The sequence below is a fragment of the Rhodanobacter sp. Col0626 genome, from assembly GCF_049994385.1.
Lineage (GTDB): Bacteria > Pseudomonadota > Gammaproteobacteria > Xanthomonadales > Rhodanobacteraceae > Rhodanobacter.
The window spans coordinates 2613900-2637320 of the sequence record NZ_CP188260.1 but is presented as its reverse complement, the minus strand read 5'-3'; the positions used below and the strand labels follow the sequence as shown (position 1 = coordinate 2637320).

Sequence of the window (23421 nt, the reverse complement as noted above, 5' to 3'; positions counted from 1 at the left end):
CCGGGCTACCCGTGCGCCGAGTGTTGAACTGGTGTCATGACCAGCCGTTGATGAAGATCGTGATGACGATGGCGTTGGTGAAATCGATGAAAAAGGCACCGACCAGCGGTGCCACCAGAAACGCACGCGGAGCCGGGCCGAAACGTTCGGTCAGCGAGCCCATCACCGCCATGGCATTGGCGGTCGTACCGAGCATGAAACCGACGAAGCCGCCGGCCATGACGGCGGCTTCGTAGTCGCGACCCATCAACCGCAGCAGCGGCCAGCAGCAGAACGCCACGACGATCAGCGTCTGCACACCCAGGTTGACCAGCAAGGGTGTCGCCAGCCCGGCCAGTTCCCACAAATGCAGGTTCATCAGCGCGATGGACAGGAACAGCGAGAGGCAGATGCTGCCGATCATGTCGATGCTTGGCAGCGCCAGGCCGAACCAGCCGAAACGATCGTCGATATTGCGGATCAGCGCGCCGACCAGCATCGCGCCGATGTAGCTGGGCAGGGTCAGGCCGAGCGCGCCCAGGCCACCGCTTATCCAGGCACCGATGCCCATGGCCAGGAGAATCAGCACGAAGCATTTGAGGTTGGCGTAAACCCGATCTGCATCGCAGAGGGTCTTCACCGCGATGGCTGCGGACGGCACCGGCATCGGCGCTGGCGTGTTGGTGTCGACCGTCTCCTGCAACCGGTTGCGCCGCAGGTGCAGGCGCTCGATCAGCATCGTCGCCAGCGGTGCGCCGATCACCGAACCGCAGACGATGCCCGCCATCGCGGAGGCCAGCGCCACGCTCTGCGCACCGTGGACACCGGCGTGCTCGAACAGGGGCGCAAACGCCAGTCCGGTGGCGGGACCGCCGGCCAGTGTGGCCGAGCCGGTGATCACGCCGAACAGCGGTGGCAGGCCGAAGGATCGGGCCAACGCCATGCCGACCACGTTCTGCACGATCGCAAGGAAGGTCGCCAGGGCGAGGAACAGCGCAACCTGGCGGCCGCTGATCCGGAGCAGGGACACGCTGGCGTTGAAGCCGATGCTGGTGAAGAAAGCGATCATCAGCGGCTGCTCCAGCGCGGTATCGAACCGCACCGGAGTGACCTGCCAGTGACGACATGCCAGTAGAGCCAGCGCCACCAGCAGGCCGCCGATCACGGGCGCGGGAATGTTGAAACGCGACAGCAACGGCAGTCGCCGGCGAATGGCGTAGCCGGCGATCAGGCAAAGGCCACCACAGGCCACGGTCTGGATGGGATCGAGCGTCAACATGCATTGCCCCCGGTCGTACGCCGGTGCGTGTTCGCCAGTCCGGTTGCGGACGTCGTCATCCGCCCCAGAATCCTGGCTGCGGCGGCATCAGCAGTCCGTTTCGCAGGGTGACGCCGTCAGGGTAGTCATCCTTCAACCATAGCGCACCGTCCAGGTCCACGAACTCCGCCTCGCGTGCTATTTCAAATGCTGGCGCGATGCCGAGCGAGGATCCCACCATGCAACCGACCATGATCATGAAATTTTCGGCACGCGCCATGCGCAGCAATCGCCACGCCTCGGTCAGGCCGCCGGTCTTGTCGAGTTTGATGTTGACCGCCTGGTAGCGATGACGCAGGCGCGGCAAGTCCGTTGCCACGTGGCAGGCTTCGTCGGCGCAGATCGGAATCCGGCTGGTGAAATCCAGCAGTGCATCGTCTGCGTTCGCCGGCAGGGGCTGCTCCAGCAGCGCGACGTTGGTGCGTTCCAGCAGTGGCTGCAGGTCGCGCAGCAGCTCGATGGTCCAGCTTTCGTTCGGGTCAACAATGAGCCGTGCGCCGGGCGCCGCCTGCCGTACTGCCTCGATTCGCGCCGCCGGATTGTCGGCATCCAGCTTGATCTTGATCAGCCCCGCATCCGCGATTTCCGCGGCCGCCGCGGCCATCCGCTCGGGGGTGTCGATGCCCAGGGTGAGCGCGCTGGTCAGGGCCGTCCGCGGCGGGCGGGCGAGTTGTGTCCATACGGGGATTCCCGACAGTTTCGATTCCAGGTCCCACAACGCAGCGTCCAGCGCATTGCGTGCGGCGCCAGGTGGCAGGCGCGCCTGCAACTCCTCGCGCCCCATGCCGACGACAACGTCCACGCGCACCGTTTCCAGTTGGTCGACCACCGAGGCCACGGATTCACCGTAGTGGCCATAAGGGACGGATTCGCCACGCCCGACCTTGTCGGACTGGTGCAGTTCGACCATCACCACGTCGGCGGCGTACTTGACGCCGCGCGCGATGCGGAACGGCGCCGCCAGCGGGTAACTGAGGTGCTGGATGTTCAGTTCACGAAGCATGCGAGCAGATTGTCCACGATGGATTCGACGCCCATGGTGACCGGGTCCTGACAGGGCAGCCCGAGCAGGCGGCTGGTTTGCGCGCACAAGGCTTCGGCTTGTTCGGCGGGGATGCCGGACGTATTGAGCGCCACGCCGATGGCCTTTACCGCGGGGTTGGTCAGCCGCGCGGCGACCAGGTTGGCCGCCAGGCAGCGCTGGAGATCGGGCAGCGGATAACCGGGCAGGCCGCGCATGTGGGGCCTGGTCGGCTCGTGACAGAGCACCAGCGCGTCGGGCTGCGCACCATGCAGCAGGCCAAGCGATACCCCGGCATAAGAGGGGTGGAACAGTGAACCCTGGCCCTCGATGAGATCCCAGCCACCGTCGAAACGCGCCGGCGAAATCCATTCGATGCCGCCGGAAATGAAATCGGCCACCACCGCATCGATCGGCACGCCGGAGCCGGCGATGAAGATGCCGGTCTGCCCGGTGGCGCGGAAATTCGCCTTGACGTTTCGGCGGCGTAGCGCGCGTTCGATCGCCAGCGTCGTGTACATCTTGCCGACCGAACAGTCGGTACCCACGGTGAGCAGGCGATGTCCGTCGCGGGGACGTCCGCTACCCACCGGAATGCCCGGCGCGGGGTCGCGCGCGTCGAACAGCATGCGCCCGTTGCGCTGCGCGGCGGCCACGATGTCCGGGTTCTCGCGCAGCTTTTGATGCAGTCCGGCAACGACGTGGAGGCCCGCATCGAGCGCCGTGATGATGTCCGCGACGATCTCCGGACCCATCACGCCGCCGGCGTTGGCTGTACCGATCACCATCGTATTGGCACCTTCCGCCTTGGCCTCGGCCATGCCCATCTCGCGCAGGCCCAGCGTCGGTTTGCAGCCGGTTCGGCGATGCTGTCCGATGCACCAGTGCGGACGCCAATAGGCCAGCCCCCTGGCCGTCTTGATGGCCAGATCGTCCGGTGCATTGCCCAGGTACAGCAGGTAGGGCGGGCCCCATTGGCCGGGCTTGGCCGTGTCGTCTTGGTTCGACATGAAATCATGCTCCGCTTGACGGGCGTACCGTCGATCAAAAATGGAAGAGTGCGTGTTCCGGTGGTGCTCTAAGATCAGTAGTCGTAGTTGATGCTGAAACGTACGAATCTTGGCAATTGCGTGGAGAGTGCCTGTCCGTAACGGGGGTTGGGAACGTTGGGCGCAGAACTGCTGCGCACGTAGATATTGGTTCGCGCCTGTTCGTTGAAGATGTTGAACGCGTTGACGCTGAAACCCAGCTTGCCGCTGGCGAAGGATGGGCGATAGGTCAGGCCGAGGTCGACCTGGCGCAGCCAAGGCAACCTGCCGTGCGAACCGGGCGGCGACGGTTTGCCGTCGCAGAAGTGATAGATGCCACCGTAGGCGGCGGGATCGGAATTGTCCGCCCCGTAGTAGCTCAGGCAGGCCTTGGGCGCGCCGGAAATGAGGCTCAGGGTTCCCGATGCCAGGAGTTCCGGTGTGAGTTGGTAGTAGCCATAGGCTTTGAACTGGTGCTTGTGGTCGTTGTTCTGCAGGCCGTTGGTGTTCTGCATGATCTCGGCATAGTCCCAGTCCTGCGTGGTCGAGGTAAAGGTCTGGCTGATGTCCGAGCGCAGCTGGCCTTCGGTGTTGCCGTAGCTGCGCGAGAACACGTACGAGAGCATGCCGTACCAGCGGTCCTTGAACGGGTGTTCCAGCGTCATCTCGGCGCTGTAGTACTTCCGTTTCAGTTTGTCCCAGCCGAACTCGTCCTGCAGCAGCGGCACGTAAACGTAAGCGCCGCTGGTGTTGCGCAGGACGAAGGTATTCGCCTTGCCGGGATTGATCAGGTAGCAGCTGTTGGTGGTGTCGATGTCGTAACCCAGGCTGGCCGCCTTGGCGGCCACGCGCCCGATATCGCAGTAATCGTCGATGGCGTTCCTGAGGATGCGGTCGGTGAGTTTCAGGCCATACACCCAGTCGTGATGGAAGGTGCTGGAAAAGCCGAGGATGAACTCGTCCTGGTATTCAGCTTTCAGCCCCTGCGCGGTGACGGTCTTGGGATCGGGCAGCTGGCCGAAATAGTTGTTGGGCGCGACGAGGCCCGAAATGGGAGTCAGGCCGGTCGGCGCGCCATTGGTGTCGATACCGGAGTAGGTGAAGTATTCGCGGGTCTGGATAACCGCACCGGCCGAATTGATCGACGGGCTCAGCGGCAGGCCGAGGTAATAGCGCCCTGCGTTGCCGTAGACCTTGAGGCTGCCGTCGCCGCGCACGTTCCAGCTGAAGCCGAGCCGGGGCGCCCATTGCGGCGTGTGTTGCCGGATGTAGACATTGCCGTCGCTGTTGTAGTTGGTGAACTGGTCGTTGCGCAGGCCCATCGAAATCAGCAGGTTGTCGCTGGCCTGCCAGCGGTCCTCGACGTACTGGGCACGTTGCGTGGAACGAATGGTCGAGAGGCTGCTGTCGATGCTCCTGACCACGTAGTAACCCAGCTCCCCGTTGGGAAATCCGCCGGTGGCCGGGACGCCTGTGCCGGTGGAAATCGGTACGTTGGGATCGGCCTTGCCGTAATTCCACAAATAGCCTGGACCGGAAGGAGTCGAACCTTGCGCTATCGACTGGGCATTCTGGTTATCGATGCCGACCGCCAGTGTGTGATCGCCCAGCACATAGCTGAGATCGACGCGGAAATTCGTGGTCTTGTTGCCGCGATCGGGATCGGCGATTTCGTCGACGGTCTGGTTGTTGCCGATCGGCACGCCGCCGTTGAGCGCCGGATTCTGGTTGGTAAGCCCGTCCAGGTAGACCAGGTTGGGATCGTAGCCGGCCGGGCTGTCGTAGCTTCTCGTGTGCATCTTGCCGTACATCACGCTCAAGTTGAGGTTGTCGGTGATGTAGCTGGTGTATTTGGCAACGTAGAGATCGCCGCCGTTCTTGGTGTTGTCCGCGTCGCTGAGATACCCCTGCCGCGTCAGCGTGTCGTAGTCGTAGCCATAGACATGGCCGCTGGTCTTGAACTTGTCCGACGCGCCGGTGATTTCCAGGATGTTGCTGTCGTTGATGTTCCAGTCGAGTTTTCCGTACCACCTCGGCTCGGCATAGCGATAGTCGAGATAGGGATACGAGCTGGTGGCCTTGGCGACGTCGCCAACCGCGTGTCCCTCGGTCCGTTCGAACTCGGCGGCTACGAAGAAGAACAATTTGTCCTTGATCAGCGGACCGCCGCCGTAAACGGACGCCGTACTCGACCAGTAGTTGTTGCGGCTTTTGGGCGCGAACAGGTTTCCCGCGACCGGCGAAGTGGGCAGTCCGTTTTCGTAGTAGACGTTGTCCATGTTCGAGCGCAGGAAGGCCGGCTGCCACAGCAGCTGTGCACCGAAATGCCATGCATTGGTTCCGCGCCGGCCCACGGCGTTGATGACGCCACCGTCGGAACGACCGTACTGCGCGCTGTAACCGCCGGTGTAGATTTCCTGTTGTTCGATGGCGCCATAGGGCAGGGTGAGTCCGCCCAGGCCTTTCAGCGGGTCGGTGGTATTGAATCCGTTGATGTAATAAGCGTTTTCGCTGGCGGCGGAACCGCCGAAGCTGACCAGGGAGTTGCCGGTGGCGCTCTTGAAATTGCCACTGTTGGAAACCACGCCCGGTGCCAGCAAGGCGATGGCTTCCGAACTGCGCCCGAGTGGCAGCCGGGACAGCTGGTCCATCGTGATGACCGTGCGCGAATCGACACTGGAGACGTCGATCGGCGCGAGGGCCGTGCCGGTGACATCCACGCTACCGAGGTCCTGTACCGTGCGGCCGGCGCCGGCGAACGAAATCTCGATGTTCGTGCCGACCTTCAGCGTCACGTTGTCCTTTTCCTCCAGCACTTTTCCGTCACTGGTCAGCAACACCCGATACGTGCCCACCGGAAGCTGCGGCGACTGGTAGCGACCGTTGGCACCGACGGGGAGCTCCCTTCGTATCCCGCCCTGGCTTTCGATGACGACGGTGCCGTGTCCGGTCGCCGGCGCCTGGCCGAAGATGCTGCCCGTGGTGGACTGGGCGGATACGGCCCACGGCATGGCGGCGACCAGTGAGGCGGCCAACAGCCTGATCCTGAAATCGGTTTTCATTGCCTTCCTCCTGCATCTGAAGCGGTGGCATCTGTCCGCCCGGTGGTCCCGAACGGCCGTTTTTCGGCGTGCAGCCTCCCCTTGCCGCGCACGGCAAAACGCAAGGCCACGATTAACCGGAGCTATCGTCCGGAGGTGATCGGCATACTGATCGAGCTGGGTTGGGCAGGCGTATGCCATACCTTTTGCCGGGCCTCGTGATAGTCACAAGGGCCGGCGAAAAAGATGCTCTCTACGTAGGTTTGCGGGTTGCGGTCGTAAAGCGGAAACCAGCTCGACTGGATCTGCACCATGATCCGGTGGCCAGGCTGGAACAGGTGGTTGATGTTCGGCAGCGCGAACGTGTACAGCAGCGCCGCGTCGGGTTCGATGCGCTGCGGATGTTCGAAACTGGTTCGGTAACGCCCGCGGAAGATGTCCATCGACAGCGGGAACTCGTATCCGCCCATCGCCGGCGCGGACGGATAGGTATGGGGATAGACATCGATGATCTTCACCACCCAGTCGCTGTCGCTGCCGCTGGTGGAGGCGTACAGATGAACCACCGGCGCGCCCGATACCTGGATCGGTTGCGTCAGTGGTTCGGACACGTAGCTGATGACGTCGGGGCGTCCGTCGACGAAGCGCTGGTCGACCACCGGCCAGGCCGCGCGCCAGTCTTCGGGGTTGACCACGCCATTGGGTCGCGGCAGGTTGGGCACCGGTCGGGTGGGGTCGGAGACAAACGAACCGAACCCGGCTTCTCCGCTGGTGGGTGGAGTGAATGCCAGGCGCTGGCCCGCGCGCAGATACAGCGGCCGCGACTTGACCTCGCAGCCGGAATCGCAAGCAAGCGGCCAGCGGTCGACGTAGTCCCACTGGTTTTCGCCGGCGTTGTATACGGTCACCGGCGAGAGTTTTTTCTTCGGCGCACCATCGACCAGGTAGCGGTCGAAGAACGGCTTGAGCATGTCGCGTCGGTATTGCAGCGCGGTGTCGCCACGCCAGTTGAACACGCCCAGCGACGAGCCATCGGTGTTCTGCTGCCCATGGTGCCAAGGCCCCATGACCAGATAGTTCATGTCGTTGGCGCGGTCCTTCGGTTCCATCGCCGCGTAGCTGTGCACCGCGCCCCACATGTCGACGTGATCCCACAGGCCCTGCACCCACAGTGTCGGAACCTTCAATGGCTGTTTCGCCAGGATCCTGTCGATGGCCTGCTCGCGCCAGAATGCGTCGTAGGTGGGGTGCGCGATGATCTTCTGCCAGAACGGCAGCTGTTCCAGCCCTGCATTTTTCGCGTACTCACCGGCCGAGCCACCCTGCAGGTAAGTGGTGTAGTCGTCGTAGGCCGGCTTGGGTATCGACGATCCTCTGCCCCGGGTCGATGTCTGCTGGGTGAAGTAACCCAGGTTGACGTTGCGGAAAGCGCCGTAATGGAACCAGTCGTCACCCATCCAGCTGTCGATCATCGGGTTTTCGGGCGCCGCCACTTTCAGCGCCGGATGGGGATGGATCAATGCCATCGCCACGGTGAAGCCGTCGTAGGAGTAGCCGATCATGCCGACCCGGCCATTCGATTCGGGTACGTGATGCACGAGCCAGTCGATGGTGTCCCACGCATCGGTGGAGTCGTCGACCTTGCTGGCGTTGATGGTGCCGCTCAGTGGAGGCACCATGAAATAGTCGCCTTGCGAACCGTATTTGCCGCGCACGTCCTGATAGACGCGGATGTAACCGGAGTCGGCGAAGACGTCATCGCTCGGCGGTAGGGTGTCGCGCATGCGGCGCGCACGTTTTCCCACCGCCGTCTGGCTGGCGTTGTACGGCGTGCGGGTCAACACCATCGGCGCGTGTTGGACATCCCGGGGCAACACGATGACGGTGTGCAGCTTGATGCCGTCGCGCATCGGGATCATCGCCTCGCGCACGGTGTAATCGAACATGGCGGCGGGAAACTCGAACCGCGCCGGGATATCCGGTGTGTCGGGCGTAACCTGCGCCGCACAGGTGCCCGCCATCAACGAGAGCAGACATCCGGCGATCAATGCGGTGTTCGTCTTGCCCACGAAAATCCCCTCCGGCAGATGCCGGCCTGCATGTTCAGTGGATCGATTCGACCTTGCCCAGGCCATCATGGCTGCGTGGATCGCTGGCGGCCGACTTGACGTTGGTGGACTTGTCCCACACCACGACATTCATGTTGCCCCACGATTCCCTGTCGTTGATCTCGTAGCCCATGGCCTTCAGCTTGCCGAGCACGTCGGCTGGCAGGCTGCCGGATTCGACGTCGATGCGATCGGGCAGGTATTGATGGTGGATGCGCTTTTGCGCCGTGATCTCACCGGCATTCTTGCCATCGATGAAGGCAAGGATGCCTTCCAGCACCTGGGTGATGATGGTGGAGCCGCCGGGCGAGCCGATCACGGCAAGACGGTCTTTGCCGATGACGAAGCTGGGTGTCATCGAGGACAACATCCGCTTGCCGCCGACCGGCGCGTTGGCGGAACCGCCGATCAGGCCAAACGCGTTCGGCTTGCCGGCGACCAGGGCGAAATCATCCATCTCGTTGTTCAGCAGTACCCCGGATTTTCCGGCGACAAAAGCGGAGCCAAGCGTGGTGTTGACCGTGCAGGTCATCGACACCATGTTGCCGTCCTTGTCGATGATCGAAAAATGCGTGGTGTGCATGCCCGGTTCGGGCGCGTGTGCCGCGGGCAGCCAGGACGAACTGGTTGCGCGTTCGGGCAGGATGCTCTGCCGCAATCCGTCGGCGTAAAAAGGCGACAGCAACATGTCCATCGGCATGCTGACGAAGTCGGGATCGCCGAGGTATTCGTTGTGGTCGCGGAAGGCCCGACGCATCGCTTCGACGAGGTAATGGATCCGATGGACCTGGTCCATGTTCTTGAGGTCGATGCCGCGCAGGATGTTCAGGATCTCGGCGACGGCGACGCCACCGGAGGAGGGTGGGGGCGCGGTGATCACCTTGTAGCCGGCATAATCCACGGTTATCGGTGTGCGCTCGTGCGCCCGGTAGCTGGCCAGGTCGGCCATCGTCCAGGTGCCGCCGGCGGCCTTCACCGCCCTGACCATTTCCTCTGCCACGATGCCGGTGTAAAAGCCCGGCGCGCCCTTTTCGGCGATGGTCTTCAGCGTTTGCGCCTGGTCCGGATCGCGGAAAAGATCGGTGCTGACCGCGGGGTTTCCACCGGGCATGAACTTGGCGGACGATGCGGGATAACGTCCCAGCACGTCGGCGCGATGTTTGATCGAGGCGGCCAGTGACCGGGTGGGATGAAAGCCCTCGTCGGCCAGGCGGATTGCCGGCGCCAGCGACACCTTCAGCGGCAGCTTGCCGTATTTCTTGGCCATGTAGGCCAGGCCGGCGGGCGATCCGGGAATGCCGGCGGCCAGTGGTCCGTTGAGTGACGTATCGCGATTGGGACTGCCGTCCTTGTTGACGTAGTCGGCCGTACTCACCGCTTGCGGCGCCATTTCGCGCGCGTCGATGAAAGTGTCCTTGCCGGTGGCTGCGTTGTGGATCAACGCCAGGAACCCGCCGCCCAGGCCGGACGCTTCAGGCTGTACCACCGATAGCGAGGTGGCCACGGCGATGGCGGCATCGACGGCGTTGCCTCCTTTCCTCAGCGTTTCGAGGCCGGCCTCCGTGGCGGCCGCGTTGGCGCTGGCGATCGCGACTGTCTTCGTGTGCGCGGTGTCGGCGGCATGCGCCAACAGGCAGGTGGTTGCCAGCACGGCAAACAGCATGGATCGGCACAGCGGCTGGGCGCAGCGACGTCGCAAGTGCGGAACGACCGGATTTCCGGATGGCAGCTTGCTTCGACCGATCATGGCTCGCCCCTTGATGAGTGGGCCGAGCATAGACACGGAGGAACTCAGGCGGCCAATGAAAAGATCCGTACTTTCCATAACCGGGGGTTGTGGCATCCGGGTCGCCCCGGCGAGTTGGCTGTTGTCAGTCCCGCGACAGCATCCGCTGGGCCAGCCGGCGCACATGCGCGAGAAAGCGTTTCTGCATCGGGTTCAACGGACTGTCTTGCCGGTAGACCGCGTAGAGCGTCACGCACAATTCCAGTTTCAGCGGCCGCATCTGCACCGCTCCTTCGCCATCGCGCCATGCCGTGAACGGATCGACCAGTGCCAGGCCCTGGCCTTGCGCCACCAGCGAGCGCGCCAGTTGGTAGGTCTGCACCCAGACCGAAATCTGCGGCATCGGCGTGACCTGCTTCAGGTGACTTTGCAGCATGCGGCCGAGGGCGTCCTGCACCGTGATGCCGATCATCGGCTGACCGGCCAGCGCGCCGATCGGCAACGGGTGTTCCAGTTCTTCCGCGGACCACCAGCCGGGCGGGGCGATGACCATGACGTGCCCGTGGCACAGTGGATCCTGACGCAATCCCTGACGCCCGGCTTCCTGCAGCGTGAGGCCGATGTCGGCCTCATGGAGCATCAGCGATTCGCACATCTCCATCGAGTGCTGGGTGAACAATTCGACCGTGGCCCCAGGGAAATCCGTGCGCAACGCGGTGGCGGCCGTCGGCACCAGGATGTGCGCCAGCGTCGGCGTACAGGTGACCCGCAATGGGTAATGTTCCGGGCGGCCGATGTTCGCGGTGAGGCGTTGCAGTCCGTGCAGCTCCTGCACGATCTTTTCGACCCGGTGGCGCAACAGCAGCGCCTCCGGCGTCGGTTGCAGGCGTCCACGCACGCGGCTGAAAAGTGCGAAACCCAGCTGCAGTTCGGCGTGCTGCAATACCTTGCTCGCCGCCGGCTGCGAGATGCTGAGCAGTCGCGCCGCGCCGGTCAGGCTGCCCGTGGTCAGCACGGCGTGGAACAGTTCGATATGGCGCAAACGCATGCCGGACACCTTCCGCACCGTGATAACGATGGAGTGCAGCATAGGATGTGCATGCACGCAAGTTTCTGCGCCGGCCTGGCTGCCGCGGTTCATGGCAATCTCACGGGCAACCATGCCAAGCGGCACACGTTGGGCGGCCGATTTCGGGCGCACAATTGGCCACACCCTGCCTTAATTGGAGATACGCCATGCGCAAGACCGTGCTTGCTGTGTTGTTGGCCATCGCGCTGCCTTCGATCGCGCTGGCCCATGCCTCCAACCTGCATGGCGGAACGAATGCCGCCGCGGTGCAGAAGGCGGTCAACGATCCGGCCCGTGCCGCCGACAAGTCCAACGATGCGCGCCGCAAGGTGGCCCAGGTGATGACGTTCGCCGAGGTCAAGCCAGGCCAGAAGGTGCTGGAGCTGATCCCCGGCAGCGGTTATTTCACCCGCGTATTCAGCGCCATCGTGGGGCCGCAGGGCCATGTCTACACAGTGTGGCCGAACCAATACGCCAAGGAAGACGCCGACGATGTGGCCGGTTCGCAAAAGCTCGCCGCCGATCCGCACTACGCCAACGTCAGCGTGCTGACCCAGCCGGCAGACCAGTTGAGCTCGCCAGCGCCGGTCGACCTGGTGTTCACCTCGCAGAACTACCACGACTACCCGGACAAGTTCATGGGCAAGGTGGATACGGCCGTGCTCAACAAGCAGGTGTTCGCCGCGCTCAAACCCGGTGGCCTGTGGGTGATCATCGACCACGTGGCGCCGACCGGGACCGGCATGGCGGATACCGACACCCTGCACCGGATCGATCCGGCGATCGTGAAGCAGCAGGCAGAGGCGGCCGGTTTCGTGTTCGATGGCGAAAGCAACGCGTTGCACAACCCGCGCGATCCGCACGACATCAAGGTATTCGACAAGTCGATACGCGGCCACACCGACCAGTTCATCTACCGCTTCCGCAAGCCGGCGAAATAAGCGGCCGCGAACGAGGCGCTCAAAGCACTTCGAACTGCCGTCCGATCCAGTACAGCTGAAAGGCCAGGCCACAGAGGGCGAACAGGGCGTGATACCACGCCCTGTTCGTTTTTATGGCGATCAGGCTGGCGATCACATAGCACCCGTTGCGGATCGGAAACTCGATGCCGAAGCTGTGCAGGTAGTCGGCACCCTTCACCCAGGTGTCCAGGTAATCCACGACGTAGACGGCGATCAGCACGCCGAAGAACCAGCCACGACGCTGGTGGAAATAGTCGCGATAGCTCTCATCCCGGTCGAGGTTTTCGGGAAAGATCAGCGCGCACAGCAAGTACAGCAGCAACGCGTAGATCACCACGAACAGGTACAGGTTGAACGTCCACTCGGTGACCGTGGCGAGGCGGAACTCCCACCACCAGAAATGCAGCATGTAGATGAACATGGACAGCACCCAGACCAGGTGCACCCAGTAGATCCGGTGGCGCTTCGGCTGTTCGACGAGGCGCGCGAAATGGCGCAGAAGGTGGGTGAGTCCCAGGCCCACGATCATGCCCAGCAATACGCGCACGTGCAGGTAGAGGCCGCTGGTGGTTTCCGGGTGTGTGAGTGCTGAAACGATCATTGCCGCCCCCGCGTTACCCTGGCGCGCAACGATGCCGCGCGAGGGGTCGAAACTACTGCAAGTCGGCCCTGCCTGCCATGCCACCGGCTTGAGCTGCAACGTTGATTGGTTGCACCATCGGTTGCCACGACGGGAATCGACGAATGCATGACGAGCGTGATGGAATAAAAGCGCCGGCTCCGGTCGAGCCTGCCGCACCAGCGGCTGCCGCCGATCCCCCGCCGGTGCGTCCACCCGAGCCGGACGCCGCCGACTGCTGCGGCGAAGGTTGTGTGCATTGCATCTATGACGTTTACGAGGAAGCACTCGAACGTTACAAGCTCGCACTCGCCGAGTGGCGTGTCCGTCACGCCTGATTTTTTCAACGCAGGAGGGCTCATGGGGATGATCATCATCCACGAAACGCGTCACGGTGCGCCCGGTGGCGGCGGCGCCCTTCGCGCAAGCACATGAATCGGGCAATCGGCATCCGCTACGTTCTCGCCCGCCCGCAGGACGCGCGCGCGATCGGCGTGCTGGTACGCCGGGTGGCGCGGCGCTGGATTCTGCCGGAGCAGCCGGCCTGCGCGGCCGAAGCGCTTCTTCGCGGCATGCACGCCAGCGCGATCCGGCACAAGATCCTGGCCGGGCAGCGCTTTCATCTGGCGTGGCGGGACGATGGGCGCCTGGCCGGCGTGGCGGCGATGCGCGAGGACTGCCATCTGTTCCAATTCTTCGTCAGCACCCGGCTGCATGGCCACGGTATCGCACGCCGGCTTTGGCAGCGGACGATGCGCGATGCGGTACGACGGGCCAATACACGCCGCTTCACGCTGAACGCTTCGGCCATGGCCGAGCCCGTCTATCGGCGGTTCGGTTTCGTGCCCGACGGACCATTGAGGTTCAACGGCAGTGGCCTGATCGTTCAGCCGATGCGGCTGGACCTGCCGTGATGCGAACCGCCCGTGGCACGCGCGTCACGCTGGCCGCATCTCCCGCTCGCCATATCGACCACGGCAGCTGTCCTGCTGCGCCACAATGGCGTTCGACAGATGAAGCACGGCACGACGACAGCAGCGAGGGGACGACGGCATGAGCACTACCGAGAACACCGATGTCACCACAACGGTCATCCGCTTCACCCATCTTCGTTGGCTGGTGCGCATCATCCAGCACCCGTCGGCGGTGTTGCTGCTGGTGCAGCTGATCGGTCTGTTGCTGTATCCGTTCATCGAGAACACGCGCCCGGCGCGCGCGCTGTTCGGTGCCTTCGGCGTGCTGGTGCTGGGCCTGGCCGTGGCGATGACACATCGTACGCGCGGACATGGCTGGGTCAGTTTCTGCATCGCGGTGCCGGCAGTGCTGTTCAACGTGCTGGACATGACCATGGACATGCCCGAACTGCGGCCCTGGTGGGCCGCGATGGAAGCCTTGTTCTACTTCTACGCGGCCGGCAGCCTGATTGCCTACATGCTGGCGGACCGGCGCGCGACCAGTGACGAACTGTTCGCCGTGGGTGCCACGTTCACCTTGCTGGCCTGGGCGTTTACCTACATGTTCGTGCTGTGCCAGACCTTGCAGCCGGGCTGTTTTTCCGCGGCGGTGAATCCGCATGCGCCACGCAGCTGGACCGAGCTGCTGTTTCTCAGCTTTGCGCTGATGTCCAGTACCGGCATCGGCGACGTCATTCCCATCACCGTGCAGGCCCGGGCGGTGGCGAGTCTGGAGATGTTCGTCGGTGTGATGTACATCGCCCTGGTGGTGTCACGGCTGATCGGTCTGACCCTGGTGGCTCCGGCGCGCGGGGAGGATTGACGCACGCCGGATCAATTTGTCACCGGGAAGTTGTTTTTAAGGTCCTGCCGGCAGCGTGCCAGCAGTGCCGGCGCGTAGGGTTCCGCACCGCCTTGATGGAGATCCGGATCGCCGGGGAGCCGGCCATGCTCCGCCAGCAGCTGGGCCATCGCCAGCAGGTTGGCCATGGCCAGTGCCTTGCCCAGCGGGCTCGATGGCGGGCTGGCCGGGTCGTGTCCGGCCGCCATGGCATCCGTTACCTGACTCGGCAATTCCCAATACTGTGCCGCCTGCAGCGACAGCCTTGCGGCGAGTCCTGCACAACCTGCCAGGAAGCCGGGTGAGGGCGGTTCATCGACCGTCGGCATCCATTGATCGAGCAGACGCACGACGGCACCGGTACCGGTGTGGCGGATGATCCCCGCCAGATAAGCCTCGAATGCATCGCAGCCGTTGTTCCTGCCCAGCCAGGCACAGGCATGCGCGCAGCGTTCGGCGTGATCCCAGAGACGCGCCCCGGCGGCATGGCCAAGTGCGCCGGCGTTGGCCTGCAGGATGGGTTTCATCACGTGCTGGGTCAGCATCCGGCGCAGGCCGTCCTGACCCAGCAGCACCACGGCTTGTTGCAGGCTGGTGATCGGTTGTGCCGAGCGGTAGTACACGCTGCCGGTGACCCGCATGACCTCGCCGACCATCAACGGGTCCCGGCCCACCAGCTTGGCCAGCTGGCCGCCTGCGGCATCGTCGCTTTTCAGTGTACGCAGCAGTTGCGGCAGCACGCTGGGCAGTCGCGGCAGGCTGCGCATGTCGAAACGTGTGCTGAGCGACTCGAGCCGCTTGAGCGTCGCCAATTCAGCGGGGCTGGGCTCGCCGCCGCTGCTGTCGGGCAGTCCGAGCACGAAGCGATGGAAGCGGTCCTCGATTTCCGCTCGTGCCAGCACCGGCTGGCTTGCAGGAGTGATGACGGGCAAGCGGGGCAGCGTCGGGGAGGCACGAGCCTGCGCGCGCTGTGCAGTCACCTTCGGGCGGCGAAAAATGCGCTGCCACATGCTCCCCATACATTGCCTTCCTCAGTCCTGCGCGCCGGGTTCCCGTATATCTCCCACGGTTATCGGCGGCGGACGGAGAAAATTTAGATGTTTTGCGGCCTATCCAGAGGCAGGCGATCCGGAGGACGAGCTGCCACCGAAAGACGTGTGTGTCGACTCTTCCCGCCAGCTCAGCGGGAAGAGGGCACAGATGGATTCAATGCAAGGCCAGGCATCTTTTCCCGTGACCTGATGTTGCAACGCTCCGCATCGGCCAGCGGCAACGGTCATTTGTTCTTTTTCTTTTCCTGCTTGGCGGCCTTCTTTTCCTTCATGGTCTTGGCCGGTTTCTTCTTCTCCGACTTCTTTGAATCCATACCCTTGCTCATGCTGTTCTCCGTGGTGTGGGTAGGTGGCTGCGTCACGTGACACACGGGCAAGTCTAAGCTGTTCCGGTGGCGGTTGGCAGGGTCAGATGCGTTCGCCCGGGGCCAGGTAGCGCCATTGCCCCGGCGCCAACTTTGCCAGCGGGATGCGGCCCACGCGCAGGCACTTCATCGCCAGTACCTTGAGGCCGACGGCGTTGCACATCGGCTCGATCTGGGTCGGTTGCAGAACTTTGAACGCGAAGCGCAGGCGCTGCTCGCTCTGCCAGCTGACCTTGATCGGCGGCATCGCGTAGTTGTTGAAGCGCAGCCCGTGATTGAGCAGGGCCAGTCCGTTCGGAATAATCTCGCCGCTGACCTCGACCACGAACTCCTGCTCGATCCGGTCGATGTCCTCGGTGAGCTTGCGCGTGACGCGCCAGTCCTGGGTGAAGACCAGCAGGCCGCTGGCATCGGTCGGCAGCGACAACGGCGAAGTCAGCCGCTGCAGATGCCGTTTGAGCGGGCGTACGCCGGAGCCATCGTCCGGCGATCGGGTCTCCGGCGTGACCAGGACGCTGGCCGGGTTCGGACCGTTGCCGGCGTCATAACCCACCGGTTTGTGCAGCACCAGGGTGGCCGGTTCGGTGGGAATCAGCCTGGCGGCGGAATCGAGTTCGACGGTTTGCGTGTCGACCATGAACTGCGGCTCTTCCACCACCTGTCCGTCGACCAGCACCCAGCCACCTTCGATGTATTGCTCGGCCTCACGTCGCGAGCACTGGGCCAGCGCAACGACGCGTTTGGCGAGGCGGACGGGTTCGGTCATCGAGGTGCCATGAAGTGAAGATGCGACATTGTAGGTGCCGCGACACCTGTGGGAGCGGCTTCAGCGGCGATGCTCTTCCGTTCCCCATTCCCTCTGCATCCTGTAGGAGCGGCTTCAGCGGCGATGCCCTTCCGTTTCCCATCCCTCTGCATTTAAAGAGCATCGCGGCTGAAGCCGCTCCCACAGAGGCAAAGTAAAGCCATGGACAACGGTGGGAATCGGTGCGGGTGCCCCCACATCCTGTTCATTCGTTTTGGCGAGAGCCCGACATGATCCCGTTTTCCATCCTCGACCTGGCGCCCGTCACCGAAGGCAGCGATACCACCCAGGCCTTCCGCAACACACTCGACCTGGCCCAACTGGGCGAGCGGCTCGGCTACCAGCGCTACTGGCTGGCCGAACATCACAACATGCCGGGCATCGCCAGCGCAGCGACGGCGGTGCTGATCGGGCATGTGGCCGGCGGCACCTCGACCATCCGCGTCGGCGCCGGCGGGATCATGCTGCCGAACCACGCGCCGCTGCAGGTGGCTGAGGCGTTTGGCACCCTGGCGTCGCTGTATCCGGGCCGGATCGACCTGGGCCTGGGGCGCGCGCCTGGCACCGACCAGCCGACCGCCAAAGCCTTGCGCCGCTACTTCGACAGCGCCGACGCGTTCCCGCAGGATGTGCTGGAACTGCTTGGCTATTTCGAACCGGCGGTGCCCGGCCAGCAGGTTCGTGCCGTGCCCGGTGCGGGGATCGAGGTGCCGGTGTGGCTGCTCGGCTCCAGCCTGTTCAGCGCGAAACTGTCGGCGCAGCTTGGCCTGCCGTTCGCGTTCGCCTCGCACTTCGCGCCGGATGCCATGGACGAGGCGCTGGCCCTGTATCGCCGCGACTTCCGGCCGTCGGCGCGGCTGCAGCGGCCATATGCGATGCTGGGGTTGAACGTGGTGGCCGCCGACGGCGATGCCGAGGCGCGCCGCTTGTTCACCACCCAGCAGCAGAGTTTCATCAACCTGCGTCGCGGCCGTCCTGGACTGATTCCGCCGCCGATCGACGACATCGAGTCCTACTGGACGCCGCCGGAGAAGTTGATGGTGGAACGTGCGCTCGCCTGTGCCGTGGTCGGTGCACCTGATGCGGTGACCGCCGGCATCGAGGCGTTCATCGCACGGCACCAGCCGGATGAATTGCTGCTCACCGCGAACGTGTTCGACCACGCCGCGCGGCGCCACTCGTTCGAGATCGCGGCCGCAGCGCGGGATCGGCTGGGCGCCTGAGCTTGCACGCCGGCTGACTGGTTTGGCGGCGAAATAAGCGGCCGGTGCTGCTGATCGGCCATAATTGGCGTTATCCCACGAAATATTGAAGTTTCCCCACGCATGAAAACACCCAAGGGCCTGCAGGATCTGATCGAGGAAGGCGTGATCGATCAGGTGCTGCGACCGCTGAAGAGCGGCAAGGAAGCCTCCGTTTACGTCGTTCGTTCGGGCGAGGATGTCCGCTGCGCCAAGGTCTACAAGGACATGGCGCAGCGCAGTTTCCAGGCGCGTGTGCAGTATCAGGAAGGCCGCAAGGTGCGTGGCAGCCGGCAGATGCGTGCGATGGGCAAGGCCACCAAATTCGGCCGCAAGGAAGCCGAAGCTGCCTGGAAGAACGCCGAGGTCGATGCGTTGTACCAGCTCACCGCCGCCGGCGTGCGCGTGCCGAAACCCTACGGCTACTTCAACGGCGTGCTGGTGATGGAGCTGGTCACCGATGCGGATGGACATTCCGCGCCGCGGCTGGGCGAGGTGGAACTGTCGGCGGACACTGCCCGCGAGTACCACCGTTTCCTGATGCAGCAGGTGGCGCGGATGCTGTGCGTCGGACTGATCCACGGCGACCTGTCCGAATACAACGTGCTGGTGGGGCCGGAAGGCCCGGTGATCATCGACCTGCCGCAGGCGGTCAGTGCGTCGGGCAACAATGCGGCGCGGGCCATGTTGCGGCGGGACGTGGGCAACATCACCATCAGCCTGTCGCGCTTCGCGCCGGAGCTGCTGGACACGTATTACGGCGAGGAAATGTGGGCGCTGTACGAACTGGGCGAGCTGCATCCGGACAGCGAACTCACCGGCCATTTCGAATTCGACGAAAGCATCGCCGATGTCGACAGCGTGATGCAGTCGATCATCGATGCCCGCGAGGAAGCGATCATCCGCCAGCAGGGCCGCGAGGCGGCCGCGCAGGAAGACTGAGCGGCGAACACCCGTGGGAGCGGCTTCAGCCGCGACGCTCCCGGGTGTGTCGAGGCTCGTCGCGACTGAAGTCGCTCCCACAAGGACGGTTCAAGGCGCGCTGGCGTCGATCAGTTCCACGTCGAAGACCAGCGAGGCGTCGGGCGGAATGTCGTCGCCCGCGCCGTTGGCGCCATAGCCGAGCGCGGCCGGGATCAGCAGGGTACGTTTGCCGCCCACGCGCATGCCGACTACACCCTGGTCCCAGCCCTCGATCACCCGGCCGGCGCCAAGCGTGAAGTTGAACGGCGCGCCGTGATCGCGCGAGCTGTCGAACTTGGCGCCGCGCTTGTCCTTGGCGTTTTCGTCATACAGCCAGCCGGTGTAGTGCACCAGCACATCCATGCCGTCCTTTGCTTCGGTACCGGTGCCGACCTTTTGGTCGATCACGGTGAGTTTGTCGACGTGCCCGGTAGCGTGCGCCTGTGGCGAAGCGCTACAGGCAACGAGCGTGATGACGGCGAGCAGGGGCAGCAACCAGCGCATGGGATGACTCCGGGCAAGGGGTGGAACGGGATCGGACCGGCCATTATCCCGCAAAACGCCGGCAGTGCAGGGTATCGGCGGGTGGTCAGCTCACTGCTTCGGCGGCGCTCATGCGCTTCACCGGATCGACAGCCACGGCCTGGGCATCGTTCATCACCTGCAACTGGCCATCCTGGATCAAGCACTGCAGGCGCATGCCACGCTGCAGCAACTCGACCATCTCGGCAACGGTATCGGTAGGGATGTCGAGCACGGTGAGGTTGCGGTGGCGGCCGAGTGCCGAGCCGACCTTGTTCCACCAGATTTCAGCGGTATTGCCGCCGTAGTTGATCACCACGACCTGGCGCGCGCGGCCGCAGGCCTTGCGGATGCGCGTCTCGTCCGGCTGGCCGACGTCGATCCACAACTCGATCTCTTCGGTGTACGCCTTGCGCCACAGCGCCGGCTCGTCCTCGTCGCTGATGCCCTTGCCGAACTCCAGCCGTTCGTCCGCATACAGCGCAAACGCGAGCAGGCGCACCATCAGGCGCTCTTCGGTTTCCGACGGGTGCCGCGCCAGGGTCAACGCGTGGGTCGCGTAGTAATGCCGATCCATGTCGCTGATCTGCAGTTCGACCTTGTAGATGGTGGAGTTGAGAGCCATGGGCATGCCTTGAGACAACAGCCGACCATTCTACGCGCCCGGGTACCCGGGCTTACACTGGGCATGCATGACTCCGACCACGCCGTCCTTCGCCCGCGACCCTCAAGCCAGCACCGTGCACCTGCCGCCGGGCCACTGGCCGAGCGTGCTCGACGGGTTGTGCGCGCACTTTGCCGCGATCAGCCGTGCGCAATGGCTGGATCGTATCGCCCGCGGGCGGGTGCTGGACGGGCAGGGCGTCGCGATCACGCCGCAGACACCGTATCGCGAGGGGATGTGCATCCACTATTACCGCGAGGTGGCCGACGAGCTGCCGATTCCGTTCACCGAAACCGTGCTGCATGTCGATGAACACCTGCTGGTGGCCGACAAGCCGCATTTCTTGCCGGTGACTCCGGCGGGACGTTTCGTGGAGGAGACGCTGCTGGCACGGTTGGTCCGGCGCACGGGCAACGCGCACCTGGTGCCGCTGCATCGCATCGACCGGCTGACGGCGGGGCTGGTGCTGTTTTCCACCCGGCAGGCCAGTCGCGCGGCTTATCAGGCCCTGTTCCGCGAACGGCAGATCGACAAGCGTTACGAGGCCCTGGCGCCACCATTGCCGATGGAAACCTTCCCGCTGACGCGGCGCTCGCGCCTCGTCGAGGGCGAGCCGTTCTTCCGGATGCAGGAGACTGCTGGCGAGCCGAACAGCGAGACGCGGATCGAGCTGCTGGCGCGTGGCCAGGACACCTGGCGTTACGCGCTGCACCCGCACACCGGCCGCAAGCACCAGTTGCGCGTGCACATGGCGGCGCTGGGCGCACCGATTGTCGGCGATACCCTGTATCCGACGCTGGCCGGGCCCGCCGATGACGATCATGGAAATCCGCTGCGGTTGCTTGCGCGGGAACTGGCCTTCGTCGATCCGTTATCCGGTGAACCGCGGCGCTTCGAGAGCCGGCTGACGCTGTGAGCCCCGCTCTGTGGGAGCGGCTTCGGCCGCGATGCTCTCGATGTCCGGGCCGCCAAAGGGTCGAGAACATCGCGACTGAAGTCGCTCCCGCAACGGGCGCCGATAGGTTCCGTCCAGCATCGAATGCACGGTCCGGATAACCATCCATGGCCATTCCACGCTATCTTCCCCCGCAGAATCCATCCCGGGGAGAATTCTTAGTGAGTGCACAGCCACTGTCCAGCGCGACACCGCGCACCGAGTTGACCGTACGCGGCCTGATCATAGGCATCGTGATCACTCTGGTGTTCACCGCAGCCAATGTGTTTTTCGGGCTCAAGGCCGGCCTGACTTTCGCCACCTCGATCCCGGCGGCGGTGATCTCGATGGCGATCCTGCGTGGATTCAAGAATTCCACGATGCAGGAAAACAACATCGTTCAGACGGTTGCCTCGTCGGCCGGCACGCTGTCGGCGATCATCTTCGTGTTGCCGGGCCTGGTGATGATCGGCTGGTGGAACGGGTTCCCCTTCTGGATGACGTTCGGCATCTGCGCCACCGGCGGCATCCTCGGCGTGATGTACACGATCCCGCTGCGTCGTGCCCTGGTGACCGATTCCGACCTGCCGTATCCGGAAGGCGTGGCTTGCGCCGAGGTGCTGAAGGTGGGCGGCGGCGACGATGCGGCGGCGGCATCGGAGGAAAGCAGCAAGTCCGGCTTGCTGGCGGTGGCTGCCGGCACGATTGTCTCGGCGGTGTTTGCCATCGTGGTGGCGACCAAGGTATTCGCCAGCGACGTGGCGCAGTACTTCCACATCGGTGACCGCGGCGGCGCCAGTGGCTACGACTTCAGCCTGTCGTTCGCACTGCTCGCCGTGGGTCATTTGGTGGGTCTGTGGGTTGGCCTGGCGATGCTGCTTGGCGCCCTGATCGCCTGGGGTTGGGCGGTGCCGCACTACACCATGCTGGCGGCAGCCACCGGCGCGGCGGCTGACGTAGCACAGGCGGCGTGGAGCACCAAGGTACGTTTCCTTGGCGCCGGCACCATCGGCGTGGCGGCGATCTGGACGCTGGCCAAGCTGGTCAAGCCGGTGATCAGCGGACTCAGCTCGGCGATGGCCTCGTCGCGGGCACGCAAGGCCGGGCAGGGCGCCATGCTGCCGCGCACCGAACACGACATGCCGATCGGCATCGTCGGCCTGATCAGCCTGCTGTGCCTGCTGCCGATCGGCTGGTTGCTGGGCAATTTCAGTTTCGCCACCGGGCTGGGCGACCACGTAACGCTGCTGGTGATTGGCGGGCTGGCGTTTGTGGTGATCATGGGTTTCCTGGTGTCTGCCGTGTGCGGCTACATGGCCGGCCTGATCGGTTCGTCCAACAGCCCGTTGTCGGGCGTGGGCATCCTGGTGGTGATCATCGCCGCGCTGTTGCTGCTGATGGCCGGTGTGCACTCGCAGGTGGCGGGCGACGCAGGCAAGGGCGTGGTGGCGTTCGCGCTGTTCGCCACCTCGGTGGTGTTCGCGGTGGCGACCATTGCCAACAACAATCTGCAGGATCTGAAAACCGGCCAGTTGGTCGACGCCACACCGTGGAAGCAGCAGGTGGCGCTGGTGGTTGGCGTGCTGGTGGGTGCGGCAGTGATTCCGCCGGTACTGGATCTGCTGAACCAGGCCTACGGTTTTGCCGGCATGCCCGGTGTCGATCCGACGCGCGCCCTGGCGGCGCCGCAGGCGGGGCTGATCTCGGCGCTGGCGCAAGGCGTGATCCAGGGCAATATCGACTGGAGCCTGATTGGCCTCGGCGCGGCGATCGGCGTGGCTCTGATCGTGCTGGATGCGCTGCTCGGCCGTTTCAGCAAAACCGCCGCACTGCCGCCGCTGGCGGTGGGCCTGGGTATCTACCTGCCGACATCCACCACCCTGATGATCGTGGTGGGTGCCGTGGTCGGCTGGTACTTCGACAAGCGGGCCGAGCGCGGTCCGCGGGCGGAGTCGACCAAGCAGCTCGGGGTGTTGCTTGCCTCGGGCATGATCGTCGGCGAAAGCATCATCGGCGTGATCATCGCGGCGATCGTGGTGTTCTCGGGCAAGGGCGCGCCGCTGGCGCTGGTCGGACCGGATTTCGGCGCGGCGGCGATCTGGATCGGCGGCATCGCTTTCGTGCTGGTGAATGTCGCCCTGTATCGCTGGGTGGCGCGGCTGGATCGCACGCCGTCGGCGGCATGAGGAAACAACTCCGGCAGACACGGC

General features: G+C 64.3%; 20 protein-coding genes. 8 read left to right on the top strand and 12 right to left on the bottom strand.

Translation table 11 applies throughout. From position 1 onward, the window contains the following. Window positions 1-34: 34 nt before the first annotated feature. From gltS to ACPPVV_RS11370, 7 genes are all read right to left on the bottom strand, one after another. Complete coding sequence (gltS, locus tag ACPPVV_RS11400; RefSeq protein WP_426700003.1) at window positions 35-1258, bottom strand: sodium/glutamate symporter; 1224 nt, start codon at window positions 1256-1258, stop codon at window positions 35-37. Window positions 1259-1313: 55 nt separating this feature from the next. Then, window positions 1314-2300 carry an N-acetyl-D-Glu racemase DgcA gene (gene dgcA, locus ACPPVV_RS11395; protein WP_426700002.1) on the bottom strand — a complete coding sequence of 329 codons (987 nt, stop codon included), beginning with the start codon at window positions 2298-2300 and terminating at the stop codon, window positions 1314-1316. Then, window positions 2285-3328: an N-acetyltransferase DgcN gene (gene dgcN / locus ACPPVV_RS11390; protein ID WP_426700001.1), complete on the bottom strand. Its 1044-nt coding sequence runs from the start codon at window positions 3326-3328 to the stop codon at window positions 2285-2287. The genes dgcA and dgcN overlap by 16 nt, the downstream gene beginning before the upstream one ends. 74 nt (window positions 3329-3402) lie before the next feature. After that, window positions 3403-6408, bottom strand: a complete 3006-nt coding sequence (locus ACPPVV_RS11385; RefSeq protein WP_426700000.1) for a TonB-dependent receptor — start codon at window positions 6406-6408, stop codon at window positions 3403-3405. 122 nt (window positions 6409-6530) lie between these two features. Then, complete coding sequence (locus ACPPVV_RS11380) at window positions 6531-8408, bottom strand: CocE/NonD family hydrolase (RefSeq protein ID WP_426703226.1); 1878 nt, start codon at window positions 8406-8408, stop codon at window positions 6531-6533. A gap of 82 nt (window positions 8409-8490) precedes the next feature. Next, window positions 8491-10158 carry a gamma-glutamyltransferase gene (gene ggt, locus ACPPVV_RS11375; protein ID WP_426703225.1) on the bottom strand — a complete coding sequence of 556 codons (1668 nt, stop codon included), beginning with the start codon at window positions 10156-10158 and terminating at the stop codon, window positions 8491-8493. A gap of 208 nt (window positions 10159-10366) precedes the next feature. Beyond that, window positions 10367-11269: a LysR family transcriptional regulator gene (locus tag ACPPVV_RS11370; RefSeq protein ID WP_426699999.1), complete on the bottom strand. Its 903-nt coding sequence runs from the start codon at window positions 11267-11269 to the stop codon at window positions 10367-10369. Between the two features lie 188 nt (window positions 11270-11457). On the opposite strand from ACPPVV_RS11370, the gene ACPPVV_RS11365 reads away from it, so the two are divergent. After that, window positions 11458-12231, top strand: coding sequence for a class I SAM-dependent methyltransferase (locus tag ACPPVV_RS11365; protein WP_426699998.1), 774 nt, complete (start codon window positions 11458-11460; stop codon window positions 12229-12231). Window positions 12232-12250: 19 nt separating this feature from the next. On the opposite strand, the gene ACPPVV_RS11360 is transcribed toward ACPPVV_RS11365, so the two are convergent. After that, on the bottom strand, window positions 12251-12853 hold the full coding sequence (locus tag ACPPVV_RS11360) for a hypothetical protein (protein ID WP_426699997.1): 603 nt from the start codon (window positions 12851-12853) through the stop codon (window positions 12251-12253). 143 nt (window positions 12854-12996) lie between these two features. On the opposite strand from ACPPVV_RS11360, the gene ACPPVV_RS11355 reads away from it, so the two are divergent. From ACPPVV_RS11355 to ACPPVV_RS11345, 3 genes are all read left to right on the top strand, one after another. Continuing rightward, the gene (locus tag ACPPVV_RS11355; RefSeq protein ID WP_426699996.1) at window positions 12997-13209 is read left to right on the top strand and encodes an oxidoreductase-like domain-containing protein; all 213 of its coding nucleotides are present in this window, start codon (window positions 12997-12999) and stop codon (window positions 13207-13209) included. Between the two features lie 93 nt (window positions 13210-13302). Then, on the top strand, window positions 13303-13785 hold the full coding sequence (locus ACPPVV_RS11350; RefSeq protein WP_426699995.1) for a GNAT family N-acetyltransferase: 483 nt from the start codon (window positions 13303-13305) through the stop codon (window positions 13783-13785). 139 nt (window positions 13786-13924) lie between these two features. Then, entirely contained in the window at window positions 13925-14647 is a 723-nt protein-coding gene (locus ACPPVV_RS11345; protein ID WP_426699994.1) for an ion channel, read from the top strand. Window positions 14648-14658: 11 nt separating this feature from the next. Here the strand turns inward: ACPPVV_RS11345 and ACPPVV_RS11340 are convergent, their stop codons facing one another. Continuing rightward, complete coding sequence (locus ACPPVV_RS11340) at window positions 14659-15597, bottom strand: HDOD domain-containing protein (protein WP_426699993.1); 939 nt, start codon at window positions 15595-15597, stop codon at window positions 14659-14661. A gap of 528 nt (window positions 15598-16125) precedes the next feature. After that, window positions 16126-16848: an rRNA pseudouridine synthase gene (locus ACPPVV_RS11335; RefSeq protein ID WP_426699992.1), complete on the bottom strand. Its 723-nt coding sequence runs from the start codon at window positions 16846-16848 to the stop codon at window positions 16126-16128. A gap of 269 nt (window positions 16849-17117) precedes the next feature. Here ACPPVV_RS11335 and ACPPVV_RS11330 point away from each other — a divergent pair, with 269 nt between their 5' ends. Together ACPPVV_RS11330 and ACPPVV_RS11325 are read left to right on the top strand one after the other, a co-directional pair. Further along, on the top strand, window positions 17118-18110 hold the full coding sequence (locus ACPPVV_RS11330) for an LLM class flavin-dependent oxidoreductase (RefSeq protein WP_426699991.1): 993 nt from the start codon (window positions 17118-17120) through the stop codon (window positions 18108-18110). A gap of 102 nt (window positions 18111-18212) precedes the next feature. Then, window positions 18213-19070, top strand: a complete 858-nt coding sequence (locus ACPPVV_RS11325) for a PA4780 family RIO1-like protein kinase (protein WP_426699990.1) — start codon at window positions 18213-18215, stop codon at window positions 19068-19070. Between the two features lie 90 nt (window positions 19071-19160). Here the strand turns inward: ACPPVV_RS11325 and ACPPVV_RS11320 are convergent, their stop codons facing one another. Both ACPPVV_RS11320 and ACPPVV_RS11315 read right to left on the bottom strand, forming a co-directional pair. After that, the gene (locus tag ACPPVV_RS11320; protein ID WP_426699989.1) at window positions 19161-19595 is read right to left on the bottom strand and encodes an FKBP-type peptidyl-prolyl cis-trans isomerase; all 435 of its coding nucleotides are present in this window, start codon (window positions 19593-19595) and stop codon (window positions 19161-19163) included. A gap of 85 nt (window positions 19596-19680) precedes the next feature. After that, a complete protein-coding gene (locus tag ACPPVV_RS11315; protein ID WP_426699988.1) occupies window positions 19681-20238 on the bottom strand; it encodes a YaeQ family protein in 558 nt (185 codons plus the stop codon). 67 nt (window positions 20239-20305) lie between these two features. Between ACPPVV_RS11315 and ACPPVV_RS11310 the strand changes: the two genes are divergently transcribed. Continuing rightward, entirely contained in the window at window positions 20306-21193 is an 888-nt protein-coding gene (locus tag ACPPVV_RS11310; RefSeq protein ID WP_426699987.1) for an RluA family pseudouridine synthase, read from the top strand. 200 nt (window positions 21194-21393) lie between these two features. Next, on the top strand, window positions 21394-23397 hold the full coding sequence (locus ACPPVV_RS11305; RefSeq protein ID WP_426699986.1) for an OPT family oligopeptide transporter: 2004 nt from the start codon (window positions 21394-21396) through the stop codon (window positions 23395-23397). Window positions 23398-23421 lie beyond the last annotated feature (24 nt).